At 72.2% G+C, this 20945-nt stretch carries 20 protein-coding genes and 1 pseudogene; 11 read left to right on the plus strand and 10 right to left on the minus strand.

What is annotated here, in order from left to right; all coding sequences use genetic code 11:
* Positions 1–137: 137 nt before the first annotated feature.
* From EAD98_RS17030 to EAD98_RS17045, 4 genes are all read right to left on the minus strand, one after another.
* Positions 138–1769, minus strand: coding sequence for a ubiquinol-cytochrome c reductase cytochrome b subunit (locus EAD98_RS17030; protein WP_121655042.1), 1632 nt, complete (start codon positions 1767–1769; stop codon positions 138–140).
* Positions 1766–2854 (minus strand): ubiquinol-cytochrome c reductase iron-sulfur subunit, encoded by a 1089-nt coding sequence (locus EAD98_RS17035; protein ID WP_121655043.1) that lies wholly within the window; start codon positions 2852–2854, stop codon positions 1766–1768. The genes EAD98_RS17030 and EAD98_RS17035 overlap by 4 nt, the downstream gene beginning before the upstream one ends.
* 64 nt (positions 2855–2918) lie before the next feature.
* Positions 2919–3755 carry a cytochrome c gene (locus EAD98_RS17040; protein WP_121655044.1) on the minus strand — a complete coding sequence of 279 codons (837 nt, stop codon included), beginning with the start codon at positions 3753–3755 and terminating at the stop codon, positions 2919–2921.
* 72 nt (positions 3756–3827) lie between these two features.
* Positions 3828–4427, minus strand: coding sequence for a heme-copper oxidase subunit III (locus tag EAD98_RS17045; protein ID WP_121655045.1), 600 nt, complete (start codon positions 4425–4427; stop codon positions 3828–3830).
* Between the two features lie 108 nt (positions 4428–4535).
* Between EAD98_RS17045 and EAD98_RS17050 the strand changes: the two genes are divergently transcribed.
* The 4 genes from EAD98_RS17050 to EAD98_RS17065 all read left to right on the plus strand — a co-directional run bounded on the left by EAD98_RS17050 (position 4536) and on the right by EAD98_RS17065 (position 7558).
* Positions 4536–5489, plus strand: coding sequence for a cytochrome c oxidase assembly protein (locus tag EAD98_RS17050; protein WP_121655046.1), 954 nt, complete (start codon positions 4536–4538; stop codon positions 5487–5489).
* A gap of 106 nt (positions 5490–5595) precedes the next feature.
* Entirely contained in the window at positions 5596–5991 is a 396-nt protein-coding gene (locus tag EAD98_RS17055; protein WP_121655047.1) for a hypothetical protein, read from the plus strand.
* A gap of 88 nt (positions 5992–6079) precedes the next feature.
* Positions 6080–7126, plus strand: coding sequence for an anthranilate phosphoribosyltransferase (gene trpD, locus EAD98_RS17060; RefSeq protein ID WP_121655048.1), 1047 nt, complete (start codon positions 6080–6082; stop codon positions 7124–7126).
* Between the two features lie 228 nt (positions 7127–7354).
* A complete protein-coding gene (locus EAD98_RS17065; protein ID WP_121655049.1) occupies positions 7355–7558 on the plus strand; it encodes a hypothetical protein in 204 nt (67 codons plus the stop codon).
* Positions 7559–7769: 211 nt separating this feature from the next.
* On the opposite strand, the gene EAD98_RS17070 is transcribed toward EAD98_RS17065, so the two are convergent.
* Both EAD98_RS17070 and coxB read right to left on the minus strand, forming a co-directional pair.
* Positions 7770–8195, minus strand: coding sequence for a cytochrome c oxidase subunit 4 (locus tag EAD98_RS17070; RefSeq protein WP_121655050.1), 426 nt, complete (start codon positions 8193–8195; stop codon positions 7770–7772).
* 9 nt (positions 8196–8204) lie between these two features.
* Positions 8205–9176 (minus strand): cytochrome c oxidase subunit II, encoded by a 972-nt coding sequence (gene coxB / locus EAD98_RS17075; protein ID WP_121655051.1) that lies wholly within the window; start codon positions 9174–9176, stop codon positions 8205–8207.
* A 349-nt stretch (positions 9177–9525) separates the two neighbouring features.
* Between coxB and EAD98_RS17080 the strand changes: the two genes are divergently transcribed.
* Together EAD98_RS17080 and EAD98_RS17085 are read left to right on the plus strand one after the other, a co-directional pair.
* Positions 9526–10677 carry a cysteine desulfurase family protein gene (locus tag EAD98_RS17080; RefSeq protein ID WP_121655052.1) on the plus strand — a complete coding sequence of 384 codons (1152 nt, stop codon included), beginning with the start codon at positions 9526–9528 and terminating at the stop codon, positions 10675–10677.
* Complete coding sequence (locus EAD98_RS17085; protein WP_109820182.1) at positions 10674–10907, plus strand: sulfurtransferase TusA family protein; 234 nt, start codon at positions 10674–10676, stop codon at positions 10905–10907. The genes EAD98_RS17080 and EAD98_RS17085 overlap by 4 nt, the downstream gene beginning before the upstream one ends.
* 118 nt (positions 10908–11025) lie before the next feature.
* Here EAD98_RS17085 and EAD98_RS17090 read toward each other — a convergent pair whose 3' ends face one another.
* The 4 genes from EAD98_RS17090 to EAD98_RS17105 form a co-directional block, all read right to left on the minus strand.
* Entirely contained in the window at positions 11026–11847 is an 822-nt protein-coding gene (locus tag EAD98_RS17090; protein WP_121655053.1) for an inositol monophosphatase, read from the minus strand.
* Entirely contained in the window at positions 11844–12821 is a 978-nt protein-coding gene (locus EAD98_RS17095; RefSeq protein WP_121655054.1) for a carbohydrate kinase family protein, read from the minus strand. The genes EAD98_RS17090 and EAD98_RS17095 overlap by 4 nt, the downstream gene beginning before the upstream one ends.
* A gap of 192 nt (positions 12822–13013) precedes the next feature.
* Positions 13014–13382 carry an iron-sulfur cluster insertion protein ErpA gene (erpA, locus tag EAD98_RS17100; protein ID WP_074313193.1) on the minus strand — a complete coding sequence of 123 codons (369 nt, stop codon included), beginning with the start codon at positions 13380–13382 and terminating at the stop codon, positions 13014–13016.
* Positions 13383–13563: 181 nt separating this feature from the next.
* On the minus strand, positions 13564–14703 hold the full coding sequence (locus tag EAD98_RS17105; protein WP_121655060.1) for a glycerate kinase: 1140 nt from the start codon (positions 14701–14703) through the stop codon (positions 13564–13566).
* 68 nt (positions 14704–14771) lie between these two features.
* Here EAD98_RS17105 and nadA point away from each other — a divergent pair, with 68 nt between their 5' ends.
* The 5 genes and pseudogenes from nadA to EAD98_RS17130 all read left to right on the plus strand — a co-directional run.
* Positions 14772–15971: a quinolinate synthase NadA gene (gene nadA, locus EAD98_RS17110; protein ID WP_121655059.1), complete on the plus strand. Its 1200-nt coding sequence runs from the start codon at positions 14772–14774 to the stop codon at positions 15969–15971.
* A 212-nt stretch (positions 15972–16183) separates the two neighbouring features.
* On the plus strand, positions 16184–17539 hold the full coding sequence (murA, locus tag EAD98_RS17115) for a UDP-N-acetylglucosamine 1-carboxyvinyltransferase (RefSeq protein WP_030337972.1): 1356 nt from the start codon (positions 16184–16186) through the stop codon (positions 17537–17539).
* A 113-nt stretch (positions 17540–17652) separates the two neighbouring features.
* The gene (locus EAD98_RS17120) at positions 17653–18246 is read left to right on the plus strand and encodes a DUF3043 domain-containing protein (RefSeq protein ID WP_121655055.1); all 594 of its coding nucleotides are present in this window, start codon (positions 17653–17655) and stop codon (positions 18244–18246) included.
* Positions 18247–18424: 178 nt separating this feature from the next.
* Positions 18425–18985 carry a helix-turn-helix domain-containing protein gene (locus EAD98_RS17125; protein WP_121655056.1) on the plus strand — a complete coding sequence of 187 codons (561 nt, stop codon included), beginning with the start codon at positions 18425–18427 and terminating at the stop codon, positions 18983–18985.
* A 360-nt stretch (positions 18986–19345) separates the two neighbouring features.
* Positions 19346–20945, plus strand: a pseudogene (locus EAD98_RS17130) (hypothetical protein); the annotation flags it as partial.

Here is a 20945-nt window from a genome sequence, read left to right on the forward strand (position 1 = left end):
CTGCGATCGCCCGTCGCGCGGGGTCTACCGGTCGCGCCGTGGCCGTCCCACTCCTGGCCGGATGGGCGGTGGACGCGGATGCGACGTGGCGCCCGCCGGAATTCCGGCGGGCGCCACGTGACGGTGCGGTCGGGGGATCAGCGGCGGCTCTCGCCGCTGCCGATCTCCTCGCGCTCGGGCCGGGCCTCGACCGGCGGGTGTCCCGGCGAGACCGGCGCCTCGACCGGCTTCTCGATCGGGTAGAAGAAGCCCCGGACCGCCGGGCCGAGAGCCCCGAGCCGGTTCATCTTCTTGGGGACCACCCAGCCGACGTACTCCAGCTCGCCGTGGCCGTCCGCGTGCCCGTTCGCCGAGCTGAGCGGCTGGTGCACCTCGACGAACCGGCCGTCCGGAAGCCGCCGGATGATGCCGGTCTCCACGCCGTGCGCCAGCACCTCCCGGTCGTGCTGCTGCAGACCGAGGCAGAGCCGGTAGGTGATGTAGTACGCCAGCGGCGGGACCACCAGCAGGCCGATCCGGCCGGCCCAGGTCATCGCGTTCAAGCTGATCTGGAACTTGTCGGCGATGACGTCGTTGGCGCCGGACAGCGTCAGCACGACGTAGAACGACACCGCCATGGCGCCGACCGCGGTCCGGGCCGGAACGTCCCGGGGCCGCTGGAGCAGGTTGTGGCTCTTGCGGTCCTTGAGGTGCCGGGCCTCCAGGAACGGGTACATCGTCGACAGGCCCACCAGGATGCCGGGCAGCACGACCGTCGGCCAGAACAGCGGCGGGATGACGTACCCGTCGCCGATCGGAATGGGAATCTCCCAGGCCGGCATGAGTCGGGTCGAACCGTCGAGGAACATGACGTACCAGTCCGGCTGGCTGGCGGCCGAGACCACCCACGCCTCGTACGGGCCGAACAGCCAGATCGGGTTGATCTGGAACAGACCGCCCATCAGCGCGATGACGCCGAAGACGACCATGAAGAAGCCGCCCTGCTTGAGCGCGTACCGCGGGAACATCCGCTCGCCGACCACGTTGCCGTTGGTCCGGCCGGGGCCGGGCCACTGGGTGTGCTTCTGCTTGAAGACCAGGCCCAGGTGGACGCTGATCAGCGCGACGAGCAGACCCGGGATGAGCAGCACGTGGGCGATGAAGAACCGGCTGATGATGATCGTGCCGGGGAACTCACCGCCGAAGATCGACGACGTGAGCCAGGAGCCGATCACCGGAATGGACAGCATGATCGCCGAGGCGATCCGCAGGCCGGTGCCGGACAGGCCGTCGTCCGGCAGCGAGTAGCCGGTGAAGCCGGCCAGGAAGCCGACCCAGAACAGCAGCGAGCCGATGATCCAGTTGGTCTCCCGCGGCTTGCGGAAGGCACCGGTGAAGAAGACCCGCAGCATGTGCACGACGATCGCGGCCATGAACAGCAGCGCCGACCAGTGGTGCATCTGCCGCATCACCAGGCCGCCGCGGACGTCGAACGAGATGTCCAGGCTGGAGGCGTACGCGGCGGACATCGGCGTGCCCTGCAACGGGGCGTAGCTGCCGTCGTAGACCACCTCGGTCATCGCCGGCTCGAAGAAGAAGGTCAGGAACACACCGGTCAACAGCAGGACGATGAACGAGAACAGCGCGATCTCGCCCAGCAGGAAGGACCAGTGGTCCGGGAAGACCTTGTTCAGCAGCCGGCGCAGCGGGGTGGCCACCTGGAAGCGGTCGTCCACTCCCACCGCGGCCTTGCCCGGCGTCGCTGCCAGGTCAAACTTTCGACGCTTCATGGCCGCTCCCAGAAATCAGGCCCGACGGTCTCGGTGTAGTCGGACTTCGCCACGAAGAAGCCCTCGGAGTCCACCTCGATCGGCAGCTGCGGCAGCCGCCGGCTGGCGGGGCCGAAGACGGGCCGGGCGTTGTCGGTGATCAGGAACTGGGACTGGTGGCACGGGCAGAGCAGCCGGTTGGTCTGCTGCTCGAACAGGCTGGCCGGGCAACCGGCGTGCGTACAGATCTTGGAGAACGCCGCGTAGTTGCCCCACATGTAGTCGCCGTGGCCGATTTTCTCGTTGGCCCGGCGCGAGTCCTGCGCGTCGGAGTCCCGCAGGTGGATCAGCAGCGTCGGCGAGTCGGCGTGCCGGTTGCTCACGCCGTGCTCGATGCCCGGGAAGACGGTCAGCTGGCCACCGCTGCTGATGTCCGCCGGACGTACCGGTCGGCCGTCCTCGCGCACCAGGCGGATCCGCTCGCCGCCCTCGGCCGGGGCGAAGCCGGTGGTGAACATCTGGTTGTTCTTGTGCGGCTGGGAGATCAGACCGCCGACCAGCGGCGCGGCGACGACCGCGGCGACCGGCGCGAGACCGGCCAGCAGCGAGATGCCGAGCAACGGGCGACGCTTCACACCCAGCTCGTCGGCCATGTAGAGCATGGTCTGACCGGTGATGGTGCGGCCGTCCGCGTCCACCGCGCCCTCGTGCCGGTCCTGGATCGAGACCTCCTTGGGCAGCAGCTTCTTGCCCCAGGTCAGGATGCCGAAACCGACGGCGAGCAGGGCCACGCCGAGGGTGGCGCCGAGCAGCGGAGTGTAGAACTTGTCACCGCCGCGGCCCGGCTCGTACTGCCACGGCCACCAGATGTAGATGGCCAGGAAGGCGGTCGCCGCCAGGCCGGTGATCAGGAAGAACCCGGCCACCACCCGGGTCAGGCGGCGCTCGGCCTTGGTGCCGGGCTGCACCTGCGGCTCGTAGTGGACGATTTCGATGTCGTCCCGGCGTGCGCCTTCGCGCACGATGTCGAACCGGGTCAGCCCGGGGGTGTTCACGTCGAGCGGCTCCCGGCCCTGCTGGGCCTGGTGCTCGGTGTGGGTGCTCATGCCGTCACCTCGCTACGGGTGGCGCCGAGCGGCACCACGGCACTGAATCGGATGCTCCGCTCGGTCACGACTTACCCGCAATCCACAGGCTAGCGAAGACGAGCGCCACGATGCCAACCAGGAAGATCGCCAGGCCCTCGGTGGACGGCCCGTACCGGCCGAGGTTGAACCCGCCCGGGTCCTGGTCGTGCTTCAGGGTCTCCTGGATGTACGCGATGATGTCGGCCTTCTGCTCCGGCCGGAGCTGGTTGTCACCGAACACCGGCATGTTCTGCGGGCCGCTCAGCATCGCCGCGTAGATCTGCCGGTCGGTCGCCGGGCGCAGGCTCGGGGCGAACTTGCCCGAGGAGAGCGCGCCGCCACCGCCGCCGAAGGCGTGGCACTGCGAGCAGTTGATCCGGAACAGCTCACCGCCGGAGGCGATGTTGCCGTCCTCACGGAGGTTGTCGCCCTCCGGAACGATCGGGCCGCCGCCGAGCTCCTGGATGTACTGGGCCAGCTGGCGGGTCTGCTCGTCGTTGAAGAGCGGGGGCTTGCGGTGCGCCTGGGCCTCCTGGCGGGCCAGCGGCATGCGGCCGCTGCTGACCTGGAACTCGACCGAGGCCGCTCCGACACCGATCAGGCTCGGTCCGCGGCCCTCGACGCCCTGGGCGTTGCGTCCGTGGCAGGTCACACAGCTCACGTCGAACAGCGCCTTGCCCTCGGCGGCGGCGCCGGTCAGCGGCGGGTTGTCCTGCGCCTGCGCGCCGGGGGCGAAGACGGTGTAGGCGCCGCCGGCGAGCATCAGCGCGGCGAACAGCCGGACCGCGGCGCCCAGCCGGCGGCGGCCCCTGCTGCGCGCGGCCGGCCGCTCGCGCAACCGCGCGAGCAGACCGCGTCGGCGGTCGTTGTCAGAAGTCATGAGCTGTGTCCTTAACCGGTTGGACCTTGTCTCAGGGGACGGAGCAGCGGCGCGGTTCGTGACGCGCCAAGATCACTGAAGCCAGTAGATCATGGCGTACAGCCCGATCCACACGACGTCGACGAAGTGCCAGTAGTACGACACGACGATCGCCGAGGTCGCCTGCGCCGGGGTGAACCGGCCCATGGTGGTACGGACCATGAAGATGATGAAGGCGACCAGACCGCCGGTCACGTGCAGGCCGTGGAAGCCGGTGGTCAGGTAGAACATCGAGCCGTAGCCGTCTTCGTTGATCTTGACGCCTTCGTGCACCAGCGTGCGGTACTCGTTCAGCTGGCCGAGCACGAAGATCAGGCCCATCACGAAGGTGATGGTGAACCAGCGCCGCAGCGCGTGCACGTCACCCTTCTCCGCCGCGAAGACACCGAGCTGGCACGTCACCGACGAGAGCACCAGGATCACGGTGAAGGTGGTCGCGTACGGGATGTTCAGGTGCTCGGTGTGCTTCTCCCACTGCTCCGGCGCAGCCGCGCGGATCGAGAAGTACATCGCGAACAGCGCCGCGAAGAACATGAGTTCGCTGGAGAGCCACACGATCGTCCCGACGCTGACCATGTTCGGTCGGGTCAGAGAGTGGATCCGGCTCTTGTCAATGGCTGGGGCCGCAGTCACGCCGTCATTATTGCCCCTGACCGGGGCCGGCGATCAGCGGGGTGGCAAACCTGCGCCTTCCGTGGCCCGAGCGTCCGGGTCCGCTTCGCCTGGCCTAGCCTGAAAAGCGTGCTGCACGTCGATCCGATCTTCGCCGCCACCTCGGCCGTCCCGGCCGAGGTGCTCGCGGCCACTCCGGCGACCCCGCCCCCGTTCACCGTCGGCGCGGTGCTGACCGAGACCCGGCTGGACAGCTGGCTGGCCGTCGGCCTGGTGCTCGCCGCCGGCCTCTACCTCTACGGGGTGCACCGGCTGCGCATCCGCGGCGACCGCTGGCCCATCTCCCGTACCGTCTTCTTCCTGGGCCCCGGCCTGGGCGGCATCGCGCTGGTCACGGTCAGCGGGCTGCACGCGTACGACACCGCGCTCCTGTCGGTGCACATGGTCCAGCACATGGTGCTGTCGATGGTGGCGCCGATCTTCCTGGCGCTCGGCGCGCCCATGACGCTGGCCCTGCGGACCCTGCCGGTCCGGGCACGCAAGCGCCTGCTGGCGATCGTGCACAGCCGCGTCGCCCGGGTCTACAGCTTCCCGCTGGTGGCGTTCGCCATCTTCGTGGTCAACCCGTTCGCGCTGTACTTCAGTGACCTGTACCGCTTCACCCTGGAGCACGCCTGGGCGCACGAGCTGGTGCACGCGCACTTCATCATGACCGGCTGCGTGTTCTTCTGGCCACTGCTCGGCCTCGACCCGCTGCCGGGCCGCTGGCCGTACCCGGCGCGGGCGCTGCTGATGCTGCTCTCCGTGCCGTTCCACACCGTGCTCGGGCTCACCATCATGCAGAGCAGCACGCTCTTCGGCGGCGACTGGTACCCGTCGCTCAACCTGAGCTGGTCCGACCCGTGGAACGACCAGGTCGTCGCCGGCGGCATCCTGTGGGCCGGCGGCGAGTTCGTCAGCGTGACGATGCTCGCGGTGCTGGTGGTGCAGTGGATCAAGCAGTCCGAGCGGGAGGCCCGCCGGGTCGACCGCGAGCTGGACCGCCAGGAGGCCCGCGAACGCGCCGCCGGCACCCCGGCCTGAGCTGCGCGGACGGTACGCCGGACCGCCGGCGACGGGCGGGATGTCGACTACGTCACGTGGACCGGTACGATCGGCGGGCAGCTACGAGGTGGGAGCCAGTCCAGCCATGAGCGATCGTCAGTGCACCGTCCTGCTCTACAGCGACGACCCGCAGGTCCGTGACCGGATGCGGCTGGCCGTCGGCACCCGGCCCGCGCCCGGGCTGCAGATCGAGTTCGTCGACGCGTCGACCTACGCCGAGACCGTCCGGCTGGTCGACGACTACGAGATCGATCTGCTGCTGCTCGACGGCGAGGCCAGCCCGGGCGGCGGCATCGGCATCGCCCGGCAGATCAAGGACGACCGGGACGACGCTCCCCCGACCTGTGTGGTGATCGCTCGCGCCGCCGACCGATGGCTCGCCGCGTACGCCGAGGTCGACGCGACGCTGGTGCACCCGCTCGACCCGGTGACCACCGGCAGCACGGTGGCCGAGCTGCTGCGGACGCACGCACCCGCCTGACGTCCCCCCGCTCCGGCACCGCCTCGGCGCCGGACTGGCCGGCGCCGGTTCCAGCCCACCCGCACTTCGCACGCTCGGGAGGCCCGCCATGGGCGATCGGACCTGGCCGCACCTGCTCAACGCGCTGCTGCGCGGCGACGAGCTCTCCACCGCCGACACCGCCTGGGCGATGGGCGAGATCATGGCCGGTTCGGCGGGCGCCGCGCAGGTCGCCGGCTTCGCCGTGGCGCTCCGGGCCAAGGGCGAGACGTCGGCCGAGCTGGCGGGGCTGGTGGAGACGATGCTCAGTCGGGCCGTCCCGGTCGAGCTCCCCGACGAGCTGCGCTCCACGGCGCTGGACGTGGTGGGCACCGGGGGTGACCTCGCGCACACGGTCAACATCTCCACCATGGCCGCGCTGGTGGTGGCCGGCGCCGGTGTCCGGGTGGTCAAGCACGGCAACCGGGCCGCGTCGTCCTCCTGCGGCACGGCCGACCTGCTGGAGTTCCTCGGCGTCCCGCTCGACCTCGACCCGGACGCGATCGTGCGCTGTGTCACCGAGGCCGGCATCGGGTTCTGCTTCGCCGCCCGGTTCCACCCGGGCATGCGGCACACCGGCCCGATCCGGCGGGAGCTGGGCGTGCCCACCGTCTTCAACTTCCTCGGCCCGCTGACCAACCCCGCCCGGCCGCGCGCCGGCGCCGTCGGCTGCTTCGACTCCCGCATGGCCCCGGTGATGGCCGGCGTGTTCGCCGCCCGCGGCGACTCGGTGCTGGTGATGCGCGGCGAGGACGGGCTGGACGAGTTCACCACCGCCGCGCCGACGCGGGTCTGGGCGGCCCAGGGCGGCACCGTACGCGAGGCCGTGCTGGACGCGACGGACCTCGGGGTACCCCGGTCCACCCTCGCGGATCTGCGCGGCGGTGACGCCGCGTACAACGCCGGCGTGGCCCGCCGCCTGCTGGCCGGCGAGACCGGCCCGGTCCGGGACGCGGTGCTGGTCAACGCGGCGGCGGCACTGGCCACCCAGGGCCCGCTGGACGGTGACCTGACCGAGGCGCTGCGCGCCGGCCTGGACCGCGCCGCCGAGTCGATCGACTCCGGCGCGGCTGCCGCCACCCTCGACCGCTGGATCGAGACCGCCACCACCGCCTGACCCGCCGCGCACTGCACCCGCCGCGCACTGCACCCGCTGTGCCCTGCACCCGCTGCGCCCTGCACCCGCTGCGCCCCGCCCGCACCGCCGCTCGCGCCTGCCCGCGAGCGACGGTGCGCGGGGAATTGTCGGACCCGGGTGGGAAACTACAGCCGAGTAGTTCTCCGCTCCCGTTGTGCGTTGCTGTCGCGTCGGGGGCGGGCCGCCCGGAGTGAGAGGAGACGCCCCGTGTCAGATCGCGAGCTCTACTGCGACGTCTGCGAGGGCGTGGCGCCGTTCGAGGTGCCGCCCTGTGTCGACGGCCACGGCACCGACTGTCCCGAGCTGATCTGCACCGGCTGTGGCGCCGCCGTGGTCATCGCCACCTTCACCAGCCCCGTCACCCGGCTGGCCGACCGCCGACGCCGCCAACCCACCCGCCACGCCGCCTGACGACCCGGCCACCCGACCCCGCCGGGCCACGCCGCCGCTCGATCAACTCGGTGTCGCCGATGGTGCGGTATCCCGCCGCGCTGACACCCCCACACCGGCGAGGTGGGTCGATCACCTGTCAGTGGCCCGGGCACGACGAAGGCCCGCTCCCCCTGAAGGGAAACGGGCCTTCGTGCTGCCATGACGTGGCCGCGACGGCGACCGGGGTGGGTCAGTGCTCGGCGGTGCGCCGGGTGCCGCTGTAGTACTCGAACAGCAGCCCGCAGGCGGCGAAGACGACCGCCACCATACCGAGGCCGACCAGCCAGAGCTGCCAGAACACCAGGCCCATGCCGGCGATCGCGGCGGCCAGTGCCAGCCCGAACGGCCAGTAGCTGCCGGGGCTGAAGAAGCCGACCTCACCGGCGCCGTCGGCGATCTCGGCGTCCGGCCGGTCCTCGGGGCGCAGGTCGATACGGCGGGAGACGAACCAGAAGAAGCCGCCGCACATCGTGCAGAGCAGGAAGGACAGCAGCAGTGCCACCGTGCCCACCCACTCGACGCCGCCGGACTCACCGGCCGTCCAGGCGCCGTAGAGGATCGTGGCGCCGAGCAGGAACGTGGCGATGATCAGGAAGATACGCCATTCGGTCTTCATGCCGCCGCCTCAGCTTCCCGCGCCAGCCGGAGCGTTGTCCGGGTTGAAGTTGCTCTGCGTCCGCCTGGTCTCGAACGGCACCGTGGTCTCCGCGTACGGCTTCTCACCGATGGCGGTCAGCGCGTCCTGGGTGGACTTGCCGCTCTGCTTGGCAGCCAGGAACTGGTCGTACTTCTCCGGCGAGACCACGCGCAGCTCGAAGTTCATGAACGCGTGGTAGCTGCCGCACAGCTCGGCGCAGCGGCCGACGTAGGCACCCTCGGTCTCCAGGCTGGAGACCTCGAACACGTTGCGGATCTTGCCGGGCATGACGTCCCGCTTGAACAGCAGCTCCGGCACCCAGAAGGAGTGGATGACGTCGCGGCTGGTCTCCTCGAACCGGATCGACCGGTTGGTCGGCAGCACGAGCACCGGGATGACCTCGCTGGTGCCGAGCGTCGACGCGGTGGTGCGGGCGTCGACGCCCTGCCCGTCGCGGTAGTTGAACTGCCAGTTCCACTTGAAGGCGACGACCTCGACCGTGACGTCGGGGTTCTTCGACAGCTTGTCCACGTCGGTCTGCACGATCGCCGTGTAGTAGAAGAGCACGGAGACGATCAGAATCGGCGCGATGGTGTAAAGGAACTCCATCGGCAGGTTGTAGCGGGTCTGCACCGGCAGCGCGTTGCCACGCTTGCGGTAACGCACGACGCACCAGAAGATCAGACCCCACACGAAAACGCCGACCGCGAGGGCGGCGATGCAGGAGGCGATCCACAGGTCGTACATCCGCCGGGACTCGGCCGAGATGCCGCCCTGCGGCCAGCCGAAGCCGTCGAACGCCTGGCCTACGTCACAGCCCGTGAGCAGGACCAGCAGCGCCACGCCACCGAGACCGAGCCCGGCCAGCCGACCAGCACCGCGCCGCCGGCGTCCGCCGATCCCTGGGGAAGCGCTGTGCCGTACGGCCGACGGCCGTACCTCCGAACTCCTTGCGACCACCTGGTCCTGCCTCCCTAGCGCGCCGCGGTGCGTCTTTCCTCAGCACCGACGGCAAAGGCGTCACCGACGGTCGCAGATTACTCGACCATGACGGACTCGGCCGTGGTGGGGTCACTGTCCGCCCCCCATCGGGGGGATACTAGGCATACCGCCGCGATAGCCTATTGATCTGTGAGCGCGGGGAGCGAGCCGGGGTTGCGAGCCCCGCAGTCGCGAACAAAGGCGGCACCGTGAGCGCGAGGAGCGAGCCGGGGTTGCGAGCCCCGCAGTCGCGAACAAAGGCGGCACCGTGAGCGCGAGGAGCGAGCCGGGGTTGCGAGCCCCGCAGTCGCGAGCAGAAGGTGGCACCGTGAACGCATCCCCGGTCTACCTGGACGCGGCGACCGCCGCGCCGACGCATCCGGTCGCCCGGCAGGCGCTGCTGGCGGCCCTCGACGACGGCTGGGCCGACCCGGGCAAGCTCTACGGCCAGGCCCGGCGGGCCCGGCAACTGCTCGACGCCGCTCGCGAGGCCACCGCGCAGACGCTCGGCGTCCGCGCGGACGAGCTGTCCTTCACCTCCAGCGGTACGACGGCCGCGCACGGCGCGGTGCTCGGTGGCCTGGCCGGACGGCGCCGGGTCGGGCCGACGCTGGTGCATTCGGCGATCGAGCATTCCGCGGTGCTGCACGCCGCCGAGCGGCACGTCGCGGCGGGCGGCGTCGCCAACCCGGTGCCGGTCGACCGGCTGGGCCGGCTGGACCTGACCGCCTGGTCGGACGCGGTCCGGGCTCCCGGGGTCGCGCTGGCCGCGCTGATCAGCGCCAGTCACGAGGTGGGCACGGTGCAACCGGTCGCCGAGGCGGCCGCCGCCTGCGCCGACGCCGGGGTGCCGCTGTACGTCGACGCGGCGCAGTCGGTCGGCCGGGTGCCCCTGCCGGCGGGCTGGTCGGTGCTCACGGCCAGCGCGCACAAGTGGGGTGGCCCGCCCGGGGTGGGGCTGCTGGCGGTCCGCAAGGGCACCCGCTGGGAGTCGCCGTGGCCGGCCGACGAGCGGGAGGGTGGGCGTACCCCCGGCTCGGTGAACCTGCCCGCGGTGGTGGCCGCGGCGGCGAGCCTGCGCGCGGCGGCGGCCGACGCGGCGGCCGAGGAGACCCGGTTGGCGCCGCTGGTGGACCGGATCCGGGCGCGGGTCGCGGCGGAGGTGCCCGACGTGGAGGTGGTCGGCGATCCGGTGCTCCGGCTTCCCCACCTGGTCACCTTCTCCTGCCTGTACGTCGACGGCGAGGCGCTGCTGCACGCGCTGGACCGGCGGGGTTTCGCGGTGTCGTCCTGCTCGTCCTGCACCTCGTCCACGTTGCGCCCGTCGCACGTGCTGGAGGCGATGGGGGTGCTCTCGCACGGCAACGTCCGCGTCAGCCTGCACCGGGAGACGACCGAGGCGGACGTCGAGCGGTTCCTCGCCGAGTTGCCCGGGATCGTCGCCGGGCTGCGCGCCGAGGCCGGGGTGGTGGGGCTGTGACGATGCCGGACGAGGTGCTCGACTGCCGTGGTCAGCGCTGCCCGCTGCCGGTGATCGCGGCGGCCCGACGGATGCCCGAGGTGCCGGTGGGCACGGTGGTGCGGGTCCTCGCCGACGATCCGGCCGCGGCGGTCGACATCCCCGCCTGGTGCCGAATGCGCGGCCAGGAGTTCGTGGCCGCCATAACCGGCCCGGACGGCCCCGCCTACGACATCCGCCGCGCCCACTGACGTGGTGCTCCGTGCCGGTGAAGCCGAGCACGCGGTGGCGCCGCTTCCACCCTGCTCTTGATCGTTGGCGGCTCAGCGGTCTTCGTCACGGCGTGTCGTGCTGCTGAGCGTCCAACGATCACGAAGCGCGGGGCAGGCGGGGCGGAGTGGTGGGGGCCTTGAGGATTTGCAGTGCCGAGGCATGCAGGTCCGTGTCACGGGCGAAGAGCGCCGGGCCGGGCGTGGGCCGCGGCTGGCCGTCGAGGCCGCTGAAGCAGCCGCCAGCCTCCTCGACGATCAGTGACGTTGCCGCGTAGTCCCAGACCTGCCCGCGCACCTGAACGGTGAGATCCAGTTCCCCACGGGCGACGAGTAGCGCGGCGTGGATGCTCCACGGGGCGGTCGTGGCCACCGCACTCAGCGGTGCGATCAGGTCACGTTCGGCCGGAGAGAGCTCCGCGTCGGTGGGAATGACACCGAGCCGGCTCCCCGCCAGGCCGTTGCGATCCGGACGGGAGGCGGAGATTCGCCGGCCGCCGGTCAGGCCTGCGCCGGAAATCTCCGCCTCGAAGGCGCCGCAGCCTCGCTGCGCCCACCACACCTTCCGCTGAGCGGGAACGACGGCCACCCCGACAACGATCTCGCCCGCCTCCTCGAGCGCGACGAGGACCAACCACCGGTCATCACCGTCGACGAAGAGCGCGGTGCCGTCGATCGGGTCGACGATCCAGCGGCGGCTGCCTCCGCCGGTCTGTCCGGCTTCCTCGCCGAGAACGGCGTCCTCTGGTCGGGCGTCGCCCAACACCTGCCGGATGGCGGCCTCAACCGCACGGTCGGCCTCGGTAACGACACTGCCGTCCGACTTGAGCTCCCGGGGAAGCTCGGCGAGGGCCGCGAAGTGGCGGAGGCCGACCGTAGCGCCGGCGAGCGCAGCGCGGCGAGCGAGCAGGAGGTCACTCACGGGAGGAGGTGCGGGCGGATCTCGTCGGCGGCGGTGTCGCCGTAGGACTCGGCGAGGCGCTTGACGAACAGGTCGCGGCGGACGTCGTACTCCTGGGTGCCGACGGTCTCCAGGACCAGGGTGGCCAGCAGCGAGCCGACCTGGGCGGCCCGCTCCAGACCGAGCCCCCAGGAGAGCGCGGTGAAGAAGCCGGCCCGGAAGCCGTCGCCCACGCCGGTGGGGTCAACCGCCCGGATCTCCCGCGCGATCGGCACGTGGATCGGGTCCATGCCGCGCCCGGCGATCTCCACGCCGTGCTTGCCCAGCGTGGTGACCCGCACCTTGACCAGCTCCAGGAGCTGGTCGTCGCTCAGCTGCGCCTTGCTCTGCAGCAGCGACTTCTCGTAGTCGTTGGTCATCAGGTACTCGGCGCCCTCGATCAGCGCCACCACGTCCTCGCCGGGCATGCGGGCGAGCTGCTGGGAGGGGTCGGCGGCAAACGCGTACCCGCGGGTGCGGCACTCGGCGGAGTGGCGCAGCATGGCCTCCGGGTCGTTGGCGCTGACCAGCACCAAATCGAGCCCGCCGAGCCGGTCGGCGACCGGGGAGAGTTCGATGTTGCGCGCCTCACTCATCGCGCCGGCGTAGAACGACGCGATCTGGCACATGTCGGTGTCGGTGGTGCAGACGAAGCGGGCGGTGTGCGCCACCTCGCTGGTGTGCACCGAGTCGCAGTCCACGCCGTGCCGCTCCAGCCACGAGCGGTAGTCGGCGAAGTCGGCGCCCACCGCGCCGAGCAGCACCGGGCGCAGCCCGAGCTGGCCCATGCCGAAGGCGATGTTCGCCGCCACCCCGCCCCGGCGGAGCACCAGGTCGTCCACCAGGAAGGAGAGGGAAACCTTGTGCAGCTGATCGGCGATGAGCTGGTCGGCGAAGCGACCGGGGAAGCTCATCAGGTGATCGGTGGCGATCGAGCCGGTCACGGCGATCTTCATGTCAACCCTCGGGGTCGGGAGCAGGGCGCGGTCAGACTACCGGCCCGGCCAACCGGTGGTGTCCGGTCGGTCGGACAACGGCAACCGGCCGGCAACCTGGCCGGTCAGGGCCGCCTCGGGGACCACTTTCACCCCACACGACGACGGGGCCGTCCCGCAGGACGGCCCCGTCGTGGTGGTGCGAGTTGCGACTCAGTTGAACGAGTCGCCGCAGGCGCAGGAGTTGCCCGCGTTGGGGTTGTCGATGGTGAAGCCCTGGGCGTCGATCCGGTCAGCGAAGTCGATCGTCGCACCGGAAAGGTACGGAGCGCTCATGCGGTCGACGACGACCTCGACACCACCGAAATCGGTGACGACGTCACCGTCGAGCGAACGCTCGTCGAAGAAGAGCTGGTACCGCAGGCCGGAGCAGCCACCCGGCTGCACCGCGACGCGGAGCCGCAGGTCGTCGCGGCCCTCCTGCTCGATCAGAGCCTTGACCTTCTGCGCCGCGACGTCGGTGAGGACGACGGAAGTAGGGGCCTTGGCCTCGGTCGACTCGGTCTGCGCTGGCGTGGTCACGTGGAAGTCTCCCTGCGCGGTATGGGTCCGGACGCACTGGCCAACGCCGCGCGCCGTCCAGTGATTCCCGGTGTGGTCCTTTTCCGATCGTACGCCGCCGCGGCCGGGCTCACCCGCGTGGCGTGACCCCCGACGCAGGTCGGCCCCGGTCGTGGCCGCGGAAGGCCCACCGGCCGAGCGCTCAGCGGCTCCACTGCCGGGCCAGCCGGGCGCCCAGCTCGCGCAGCCCGTCCGCCGGTCGGCTGAGCGCGGCGGCGAGCCCGCCGCCCTCCTCCCCGCCGAAGTGCTCGACCAGGCTGTACGCGTCGGTCACCCCCGCCGCGGCGGCCTCCCGCCGGCCGGTGCTCACCTGGCCGGCCACCACCACGCAGGGGACCCCGCGGTCGCGCGCGGCCCCGGCCACCCCGGCGACCACCTTGCCGCGCAGCGACTGGTGGTCGAAGGACCCCTCCCCCGTGATCACCAGGTCGGCGTTGTCCAGCGCGGCGTCCAGCCCGGTGGCCCGGGTGACCAGGCCGATGCCCGACTCGCAGCCGCCGCCCAGGGCGAGGATGGCCGCGCCGATGCCGCCGGCGGCCCCGCCGCCGGGCAGCGTGCCGAGCCCCGCCGGGCAGCCGGGCAGATCCCGCTCCAGCACCGCCGCGAAGTGCTCCAGCGCGGCGTCGAGCAGCAGCACGTCGGCCCGGTCGGCGCCCTTCTGCGGGCCGAACACGTTGCTCGCGCCGTGCAGGCCGAGCAGCGGGTTGTCCACGTCGGTGGCGGCGACCAGCCGGACCCCGCGCAACCGGGGCACGCCGTCCAGCGCGACGGCTGCGGCCAGCGCGGCCCCGCCGTACCCGAGCGCGGCGCCGGCGGCGTCGAGCGGGGTCACACCCAGCGCCGCCAGCATTCCGGCGCCCGCGTCGTTGGTGCCCGAGCCACCCAGCCCGATGACCACCGTCCGGGCCCCGCTCTCCACCGCGGCGGCCACCAGCAGGCCCAGCCCGTACGAGGTGGTGGTCTTCGGGTCACGTTCGGCGGTGGCGAGCAGGTGCAGCCCGCACGCCTGGGCGCTCTCCAGGTACGCCGTCGCGCCGTCGGCGGTGAGCAGGATCTCACCGGCCGCCGGCCGGCCCAGCGGGTCGACGGTGCGCACCGGCACCCGCCGGCCGCCGAGGGCCTCGGCGAGCACCTCCACGAAGCCCGGCCCACCGTCGGCGAGTGGCCGGATCAGCAGGTCGTCGCCCTCGGCGACGGTGCGCCAACCGGCGGCCACCGCGGCGGCCACCTCCGGTGCGGGCAGGGTGCCGGCGAACTTGTCCGGGCAGAGCAGCACTCGCATGCCCAGCAGTGTGGCAGCCCACACCGACGGAAGCCGCGCCGCGCTCGCGCTGTGGGACCATGGGTCACGTGACTTCGACCTGGGTGGAACCCTCCAACACGGCGACGGCTCTGCTGCTGCTCGGCCGGGGCAGCGACCCCGACACCGAGCGCGGCGTCGAGTGTCCGGGCGACCTTCCGGCGCCCAGCGATCCGGATCTGGTGGCCCGCGCGGCGGCGGCGAAGGCCAAGCTGGGCAGCAAGGTCTTCGTGCTGGGGCACCACTACCAGCGCGACGAGGTGATCCAGTTCGCGGACGTGACCGGCGACTCGTTCAAGCTCGCCCGGGAGGCCGCGGCCCGCCCGGACGCGGAGTACATCCTCTTCTGCGGCGTGCACTTCATGGCCGAGAGCGCCGACATCCTCACCTCCGACGCCCAGCGGGTGATCCTGCCCGACCTGGCGGCCGGGTGCTCGATGGCGGACATGGCCGTGCTGGGTCAGGTCGAGGCCGCCTGGGACACGCTGACCGAGCTGGGCATCGCCGGCGAGACGGTCCCGGTGACGTACATGAACTCCTCGGCCGACATCAAGGGTTTCGTCGGCCGCAACGGTGGCGTGGTCTGCACCTCCTCCAACGCCAGGCGCGCCCTGGACTGGGCGTTCGAGCAGGGGTCGAAGGTGCTCTTCCTGCCCGACCAGCACCTGGGCCGCAACACGGCGGTGCTGGAGATGGGCCTGTCGCTGGACGAGTGTGTGCTGTACGACCCGCACAAGCCGGGCGGCGGGCTCACCCCGGAGCAGCTGCGGGACGCCAAGATGATCCTCTGGCGCGGGCACTGCTCGGTGCACGGCCGGTTCACCCTGGACAGCGTCAACGACGTGCGCGAGCGGGTGCCCGGGGTCAACGTTCTGGTCCACCCGGAGTGTCGGCACGAGGTGGTCACGGCCGCCGATTACGTGGGCTCGACCGAGTACATCATCAAGACCATCGAGGCGGCCCCGGCCGGCTCGGCGTGGGCGCTCGGCACCGAGCTGAACCTGGTCCGCCGGCTGGCGCTGGCACACCCGGACAAGCAGGTCATGTTCCTGGACAAGGCGGTCTGCTACTGCTCGACGATGAACCGGATCGATCTGCCGCACCTGGTCTGGGCGCTCGAAGAGCTGGTCGCCGGCCGGGTGGTCAACCAGATCACGGTGGACGCCGACACCGCGCACCACGCCCGGGTGGCGCTGGATCAGATGCTCGCCCTGCCTGGCGCGGACACCCCGCCGCCGGCCACGGCCTGATCACGATCTGTAGCGCCCTTGGTACGCAAAAGTGCCGGATCACCGATTAATGCCACACACGCCGATGTGACCGAGTCCTTTTTCGTCACCGAGGGCTATGCTGCCGGAGCGACGACGCAAGCGGGCCGTTTCGATATGGCCGCATCCGGGGTAGCGAAGGGGTTCACGCTCCCCACCATCAACACGGCAGCACCGACGCGCTGGAGGTTGCGTTGACCGACGACGTCCTGGTCGTGCACGGAGGTACTCCGCTTGAAGGGCGGATCCGAGTGCGCGGCGCGAAGAACCTGGTTTCGAAGGCGATGGTCGCCGCGCTGCTCGGCGACAGCCCCAGCCGGCTGTTCGACGTGCCGAAGATCCGCGACGTCGAGGTGGTCCGGGGTCTGCTCGGTCTGCACGGCGTCAAGGTCACCGACGGCACCGAGGACGGCGAGCTCGTCTTCGACCCCGCCAACGTGGAGAGCGCCAGCACCGACCAGATCAACGTGCACGCCGGCTCCAGCCGGATCCCGATCCTGTTCTGCGGCCCGCTGCTGCACCGGCTCGGGCACGCGTTCATCCCGGACCTGGGCGGCTGCCACATCGGCCCCCGCCCGATCGACTTCCACCTTCAGGCGCTGCGGGAGTTCGGCGCCACGGTCGACAAGCGGCCCGAGGGTCTGCACCTGTCCGCGCCGAACGGCCTGCACGGGACCAAGTTCGCCCTGCCGTACCCGAGCGTCGGCGCCACCGAGCAGGTGCTGCTGACCGCGGTGATGGCCGAGGGTGTCACCGAGCTGCGCAACGCCGCGGTGGAGCCGGAGATCATCGACCTGATCTGCATCCTGCAGAAGATGGGCGCGATCATCAAGGTGCACACCGACCGGGTGATCGAGATCCAGGGCGTGCCGAAGCTGCACGGCTACACCCACCGGCCGATCCCGGACCGGATCGAGGCGGCGAGCTGGGCCGCCGCCGCGCTGGCCACCCGCGGCCACGTCGAGGTGCTCGGCGCGCAGCAGGCCGACATGATGACCTTCCTGAACATCTTCCGCTCGGTCGGCGGCGAGTACGAGGTCACCGACGCCCGCGCGCCGAAGCTGGGCGACCCGGGCCAGGAGGGTGGCATCCGGTTCTGGCACCCGGGCGGCGAGCTGAACGCCGTGGCGCTGGAGACCGACGTGCACCCGGGCTTCATGACCGACTGGCAGCAGCCGCTGGTCGTGGCGCTGACCCAGGCCCGCGGGCTGTCGATCGTCCACGAGACGGTCTACGAGCAGCGGCTGGGCTACACCGAGGCGCTGAACTCGATGGGCGCCAACATCCAGGTCTACCGGGACTGCCTCGGCGGCACCCCGTGCCGCTTCGGCCGCCGCAACTTCAAGCACTCGGCGGTGATCGCCGGGCCGAGCAAGCTGCACGCCGCCGACCTGGTCATCCCGGACCTGCGGGCCGGTTTCAGCCACCTGATCGCGGCGCTCGCCGCCGAGGGCACCTCCCGGGTGTACGGCGTCGACCTGATCAACCGGGGCTACGAGGACTTCGAGGCGAAGCTCGCCGACCTGGGCGCGCACGCCGAGCGTCCGTAACCTCGGTCACCCTTCGTTCGCTACCACGGCTCCAGGTCGCGCTGCGACCTGGAGCCGTCGGCTCGGCGCACCGCGATGTGCACCGTGCGCGGGCCGTTGGCTACCCTTGCCGCGTGCCGTCGCTCTTTCGCCGCAAGTCCACCGACCTCGTCGACGAGGCCGCCTCCTCCGTGACGCCCGAGGAGACCGCCGAGCGGGCCCGGGGCTACACCCCGGCCAAGGGTCGGGAGACGCCCAAGCGGCCGACCGTCGGCCGCTGCCCGGCCGGCCCCACCCGCCCCCTCACGAAGGTGGAGGAGCGGGAGCGTCGCCGCCAGCTGCGCGCCGAGGCCGCGTCGGAGTTCCGCCGCGAGGGTGGCCCCCGCGACCGCGGCCCGGAGCGGCTGCTGGCCCGCAACGTTGTCGACTCCCGGCGTACGGTCGGCACCTGGTTCTTCGGCGGCGCGCTGATCGTGCTGATCGGGTCGAACGCGGCGATGCCGCCGGTGGTCCGGCTGATCTCCAACCTGCTCTGGGGCGCGCTGGCGCTGGGTGTGGTCGTCGACTCGGTGCTGATCTGCCGCAAGATCGGCAAGCTGGTCCGGCAGCGCTTCCCGAAGACCGACCAGCGGATGGGCTCGCTCTACCTGTACGCGGTCATGCGGTCGATCACGTTCCGGCGGATGCGCGCCCCGGCTCCCCAGGTCAAGCTCGGCGACAAGGTCTGATCCCGGCTCGCACCACGCCGGGCAGGCGCAGCACCGCCGTCGCGCCCGCCGCACCGGGAGCAAGCTCGTCGCGAAGCCTCCGGGCGTCGGTTGTTCGTTGTACCGTACGCATGGTTCACCATGCTGAACACGGCATCGGTGTACGTCGCAACGAACGTTGATCCGATGGAGCGAACGCATGTCTCCCGAGCCGGCCGCCCCGCTCGCCACCATCGCCGCCGCCCTGCGCCGCGAGCGGGAGCGGGTCGGCATCTCGCTGACCGAGCTCGCCCGGCGGGCGGGCGTCGCCAAGTCCACCCTCTCCCAACTGGAGTCGGGGACCGGAAACCCGAGCGTGGAGACGCTGTGGGCGCTGGGCGTGGCGCTCGGCGTGCCCTTCAGCCGCCTGGTGGAGCCCCCGGATGACGGCGTACGGGTGATCCGCGCCGGAGAGGGCCCACAGGTCCGATCCGAGCAGGCCGACTTCGCCGGGACGCTGCTCAGCGCCGGACCGGCCCACCTGCGACGGGACATCTACCTGATCGAGCTGGAGCCGGGCGCGATCCGGGCCGCGAACGGGCACACCCCCCGCAGCGTCGAGCACGTGGTGGTCGCCGCCGGCCGGCTGCGGGTGGGGCCCGAGTCCGGGCCGGTCGACCTCGGCCCCGGCGACTACGCGACGTTCCCCGGCGACGCCCCGCACCGCTACGAAGCGCTGGTCCCCGGCACCTTCGCCGTGCTCGTCATGGAACACCCCTGACCCGCACGCCCGGAGTGTGGGGTATCGTCGGAAGCCAGATTCGGTTATCGACCCAAATGTCCGAAACCATAGGATAACGTTTGCGCCCGTGGGCAGTGCCACAGTGGCGGTGAGCGAGCCCACGCCGTTACCCTCCATCCGCAGCCACGCCCTGCCGAAATGGGCGACCCGACCGGCACGCGAGGCCCAGCGCGACAATCTGCAACGAGGTGACAACGCCGTGAGCGAGCGGACGCGAGCCGGCCACCGGAGCGTGGCAGGCGGCGACCGGACGCCCGGCGGTCACCGGGGCGCGAACGCGGACCGCCACCCTCATGAGCTGATCGGCCACCTGGCCGGGTGCGGCGACGGGCTCGGCGGATGAACGGGCGCTACACCGACCGGTGGCGGGACCCGAACGAGCCGTCCTGGGTGGTCGAACCGACCAGCGAGTGGCAGCCCCAGTTCCCCGGCCAGCGCTACCCCGGCGACATCGGCATGTCCCACCAGCCGCCCCCGCCGCCGCGCGGCCGGGCAACCGTGGTCGGCCGCACCGAGGTGCCGCCGCTCGCGCCCACCCGCCCGGACGGCACCTACCTCGGCCGGTCCTGGGCCGACGAGGAGCCCGCCGAGGCGGCCCCCTACGGCCGGTCCTGGGCCGACGAGGAGCCGGCCGGGGCGCCCGTCCACGGCGGATCCCGGGGCGACGAACGCCCGTTCGAGACGTCCGCCTACGGCCGGCCCGACGACGACGCCCGCCCTTACGACCATGAGCCGTACCGCCGGCCGCTGCCCGAGCCGCCCCGGCGCGACGAACGCCGTTCCCCGGAGTCGGACCGGCGGACCGCCTGGTCCGACCGACGTCCGAGCGACGAGCGGGCGCCGGCCCGTGAGGCAGCCTGGCACCGGGACCAGCCCGCCGAGCGGTACGACAGCCGCCGGCCCCGACACGATCCCGCCGACCGGGAGCGGGGCCACCCGAGCGCGCCACCGGTGTCCCCCGCGCCCCGGTCCGACAACGGCTGGGTGCCGGAGCCGGAGGAGGCACCGCGCCGGCGGAGCGCACCGGAGCGCCCGGCCGCCGGATACGACCGGCACCCCGGCGACGGGTACGCGGCGCGACCCGGCCGGGGCCACGAGGGCCGCCCGGCCGACAACCGGGCCGCCGGCGGGGCCGGCCAGTGGGCACCCGTGGAGGGCCGCTCGCGGTACCCGGTCGACGGGTACCCGGATCGGGTCGCCGACGACACCCGTCGCCCCGACCGGATGACCGACGCACGGCACCCGGACCGGGTTGCCGACACCCGCCGCCCCGACCGGTCGGCCGACGACGCCCGCCACCCGGAGCGGGTCGTCGACGACGCGCGGCCGGCGGCACGGGCCCGGGTCGACGCCGGCGGCGCGGCCCCGGAGCGGCGGTACCGCCCGGACGAGGCGGTCGGCGCACCGCGGACACCGGAGAGTGGACGACGGCAGCGGCCCGAACCGGATCTGCCGGGACAGCCCCACCGGGACGATGAGCGGCGCCGGCCAACCGACCCGCACTGGCAGCAGCCCCGCGAGGCTGCGGCCCGCGCCGACACGTACCCCGACCGGCGGCCCCGCGAGGAGGCCCGGCCGGAGGCGTACCGCGAGGAGCCGTACCGCGAGACTCGGCCGCAGCCCGGGCAACGCCCGGACGGCGGCCTGCCCTGGCCACCGCCGGGTCCGGTGCGTCCGGACCGGACGCGGGAGCCGGGCCGCCAGGGCGAGGCGCACCGGACCGCCGACCCGCACCGACCTGTCACCGAGCCGGGCGTTCCGTCGCGGCCGGCCACCCGGCCCGAACGGCCACCGGCCGCGCCGTCCCGGTACGACGAACGACCGGCACGTCCCGCCGCGACGGCTCCGCAGGCCCCGGCCACCTCCGGCCGGGCCACCCCGGTACCGCCGGCACCCGTCTCCCCGGCCACGCCGGGCGCCGGCCGCCCGGCGCCGGTCC

This window comes from Micromonospora sp. CV4 (assembly GCF_003667455.1).
Taxonomy (GTDB): domain Bacteria; phylum Actinomycetota; class Actinomycetes; order Mycobacteriales; family Micromonosporaceae; genus Micromonospora.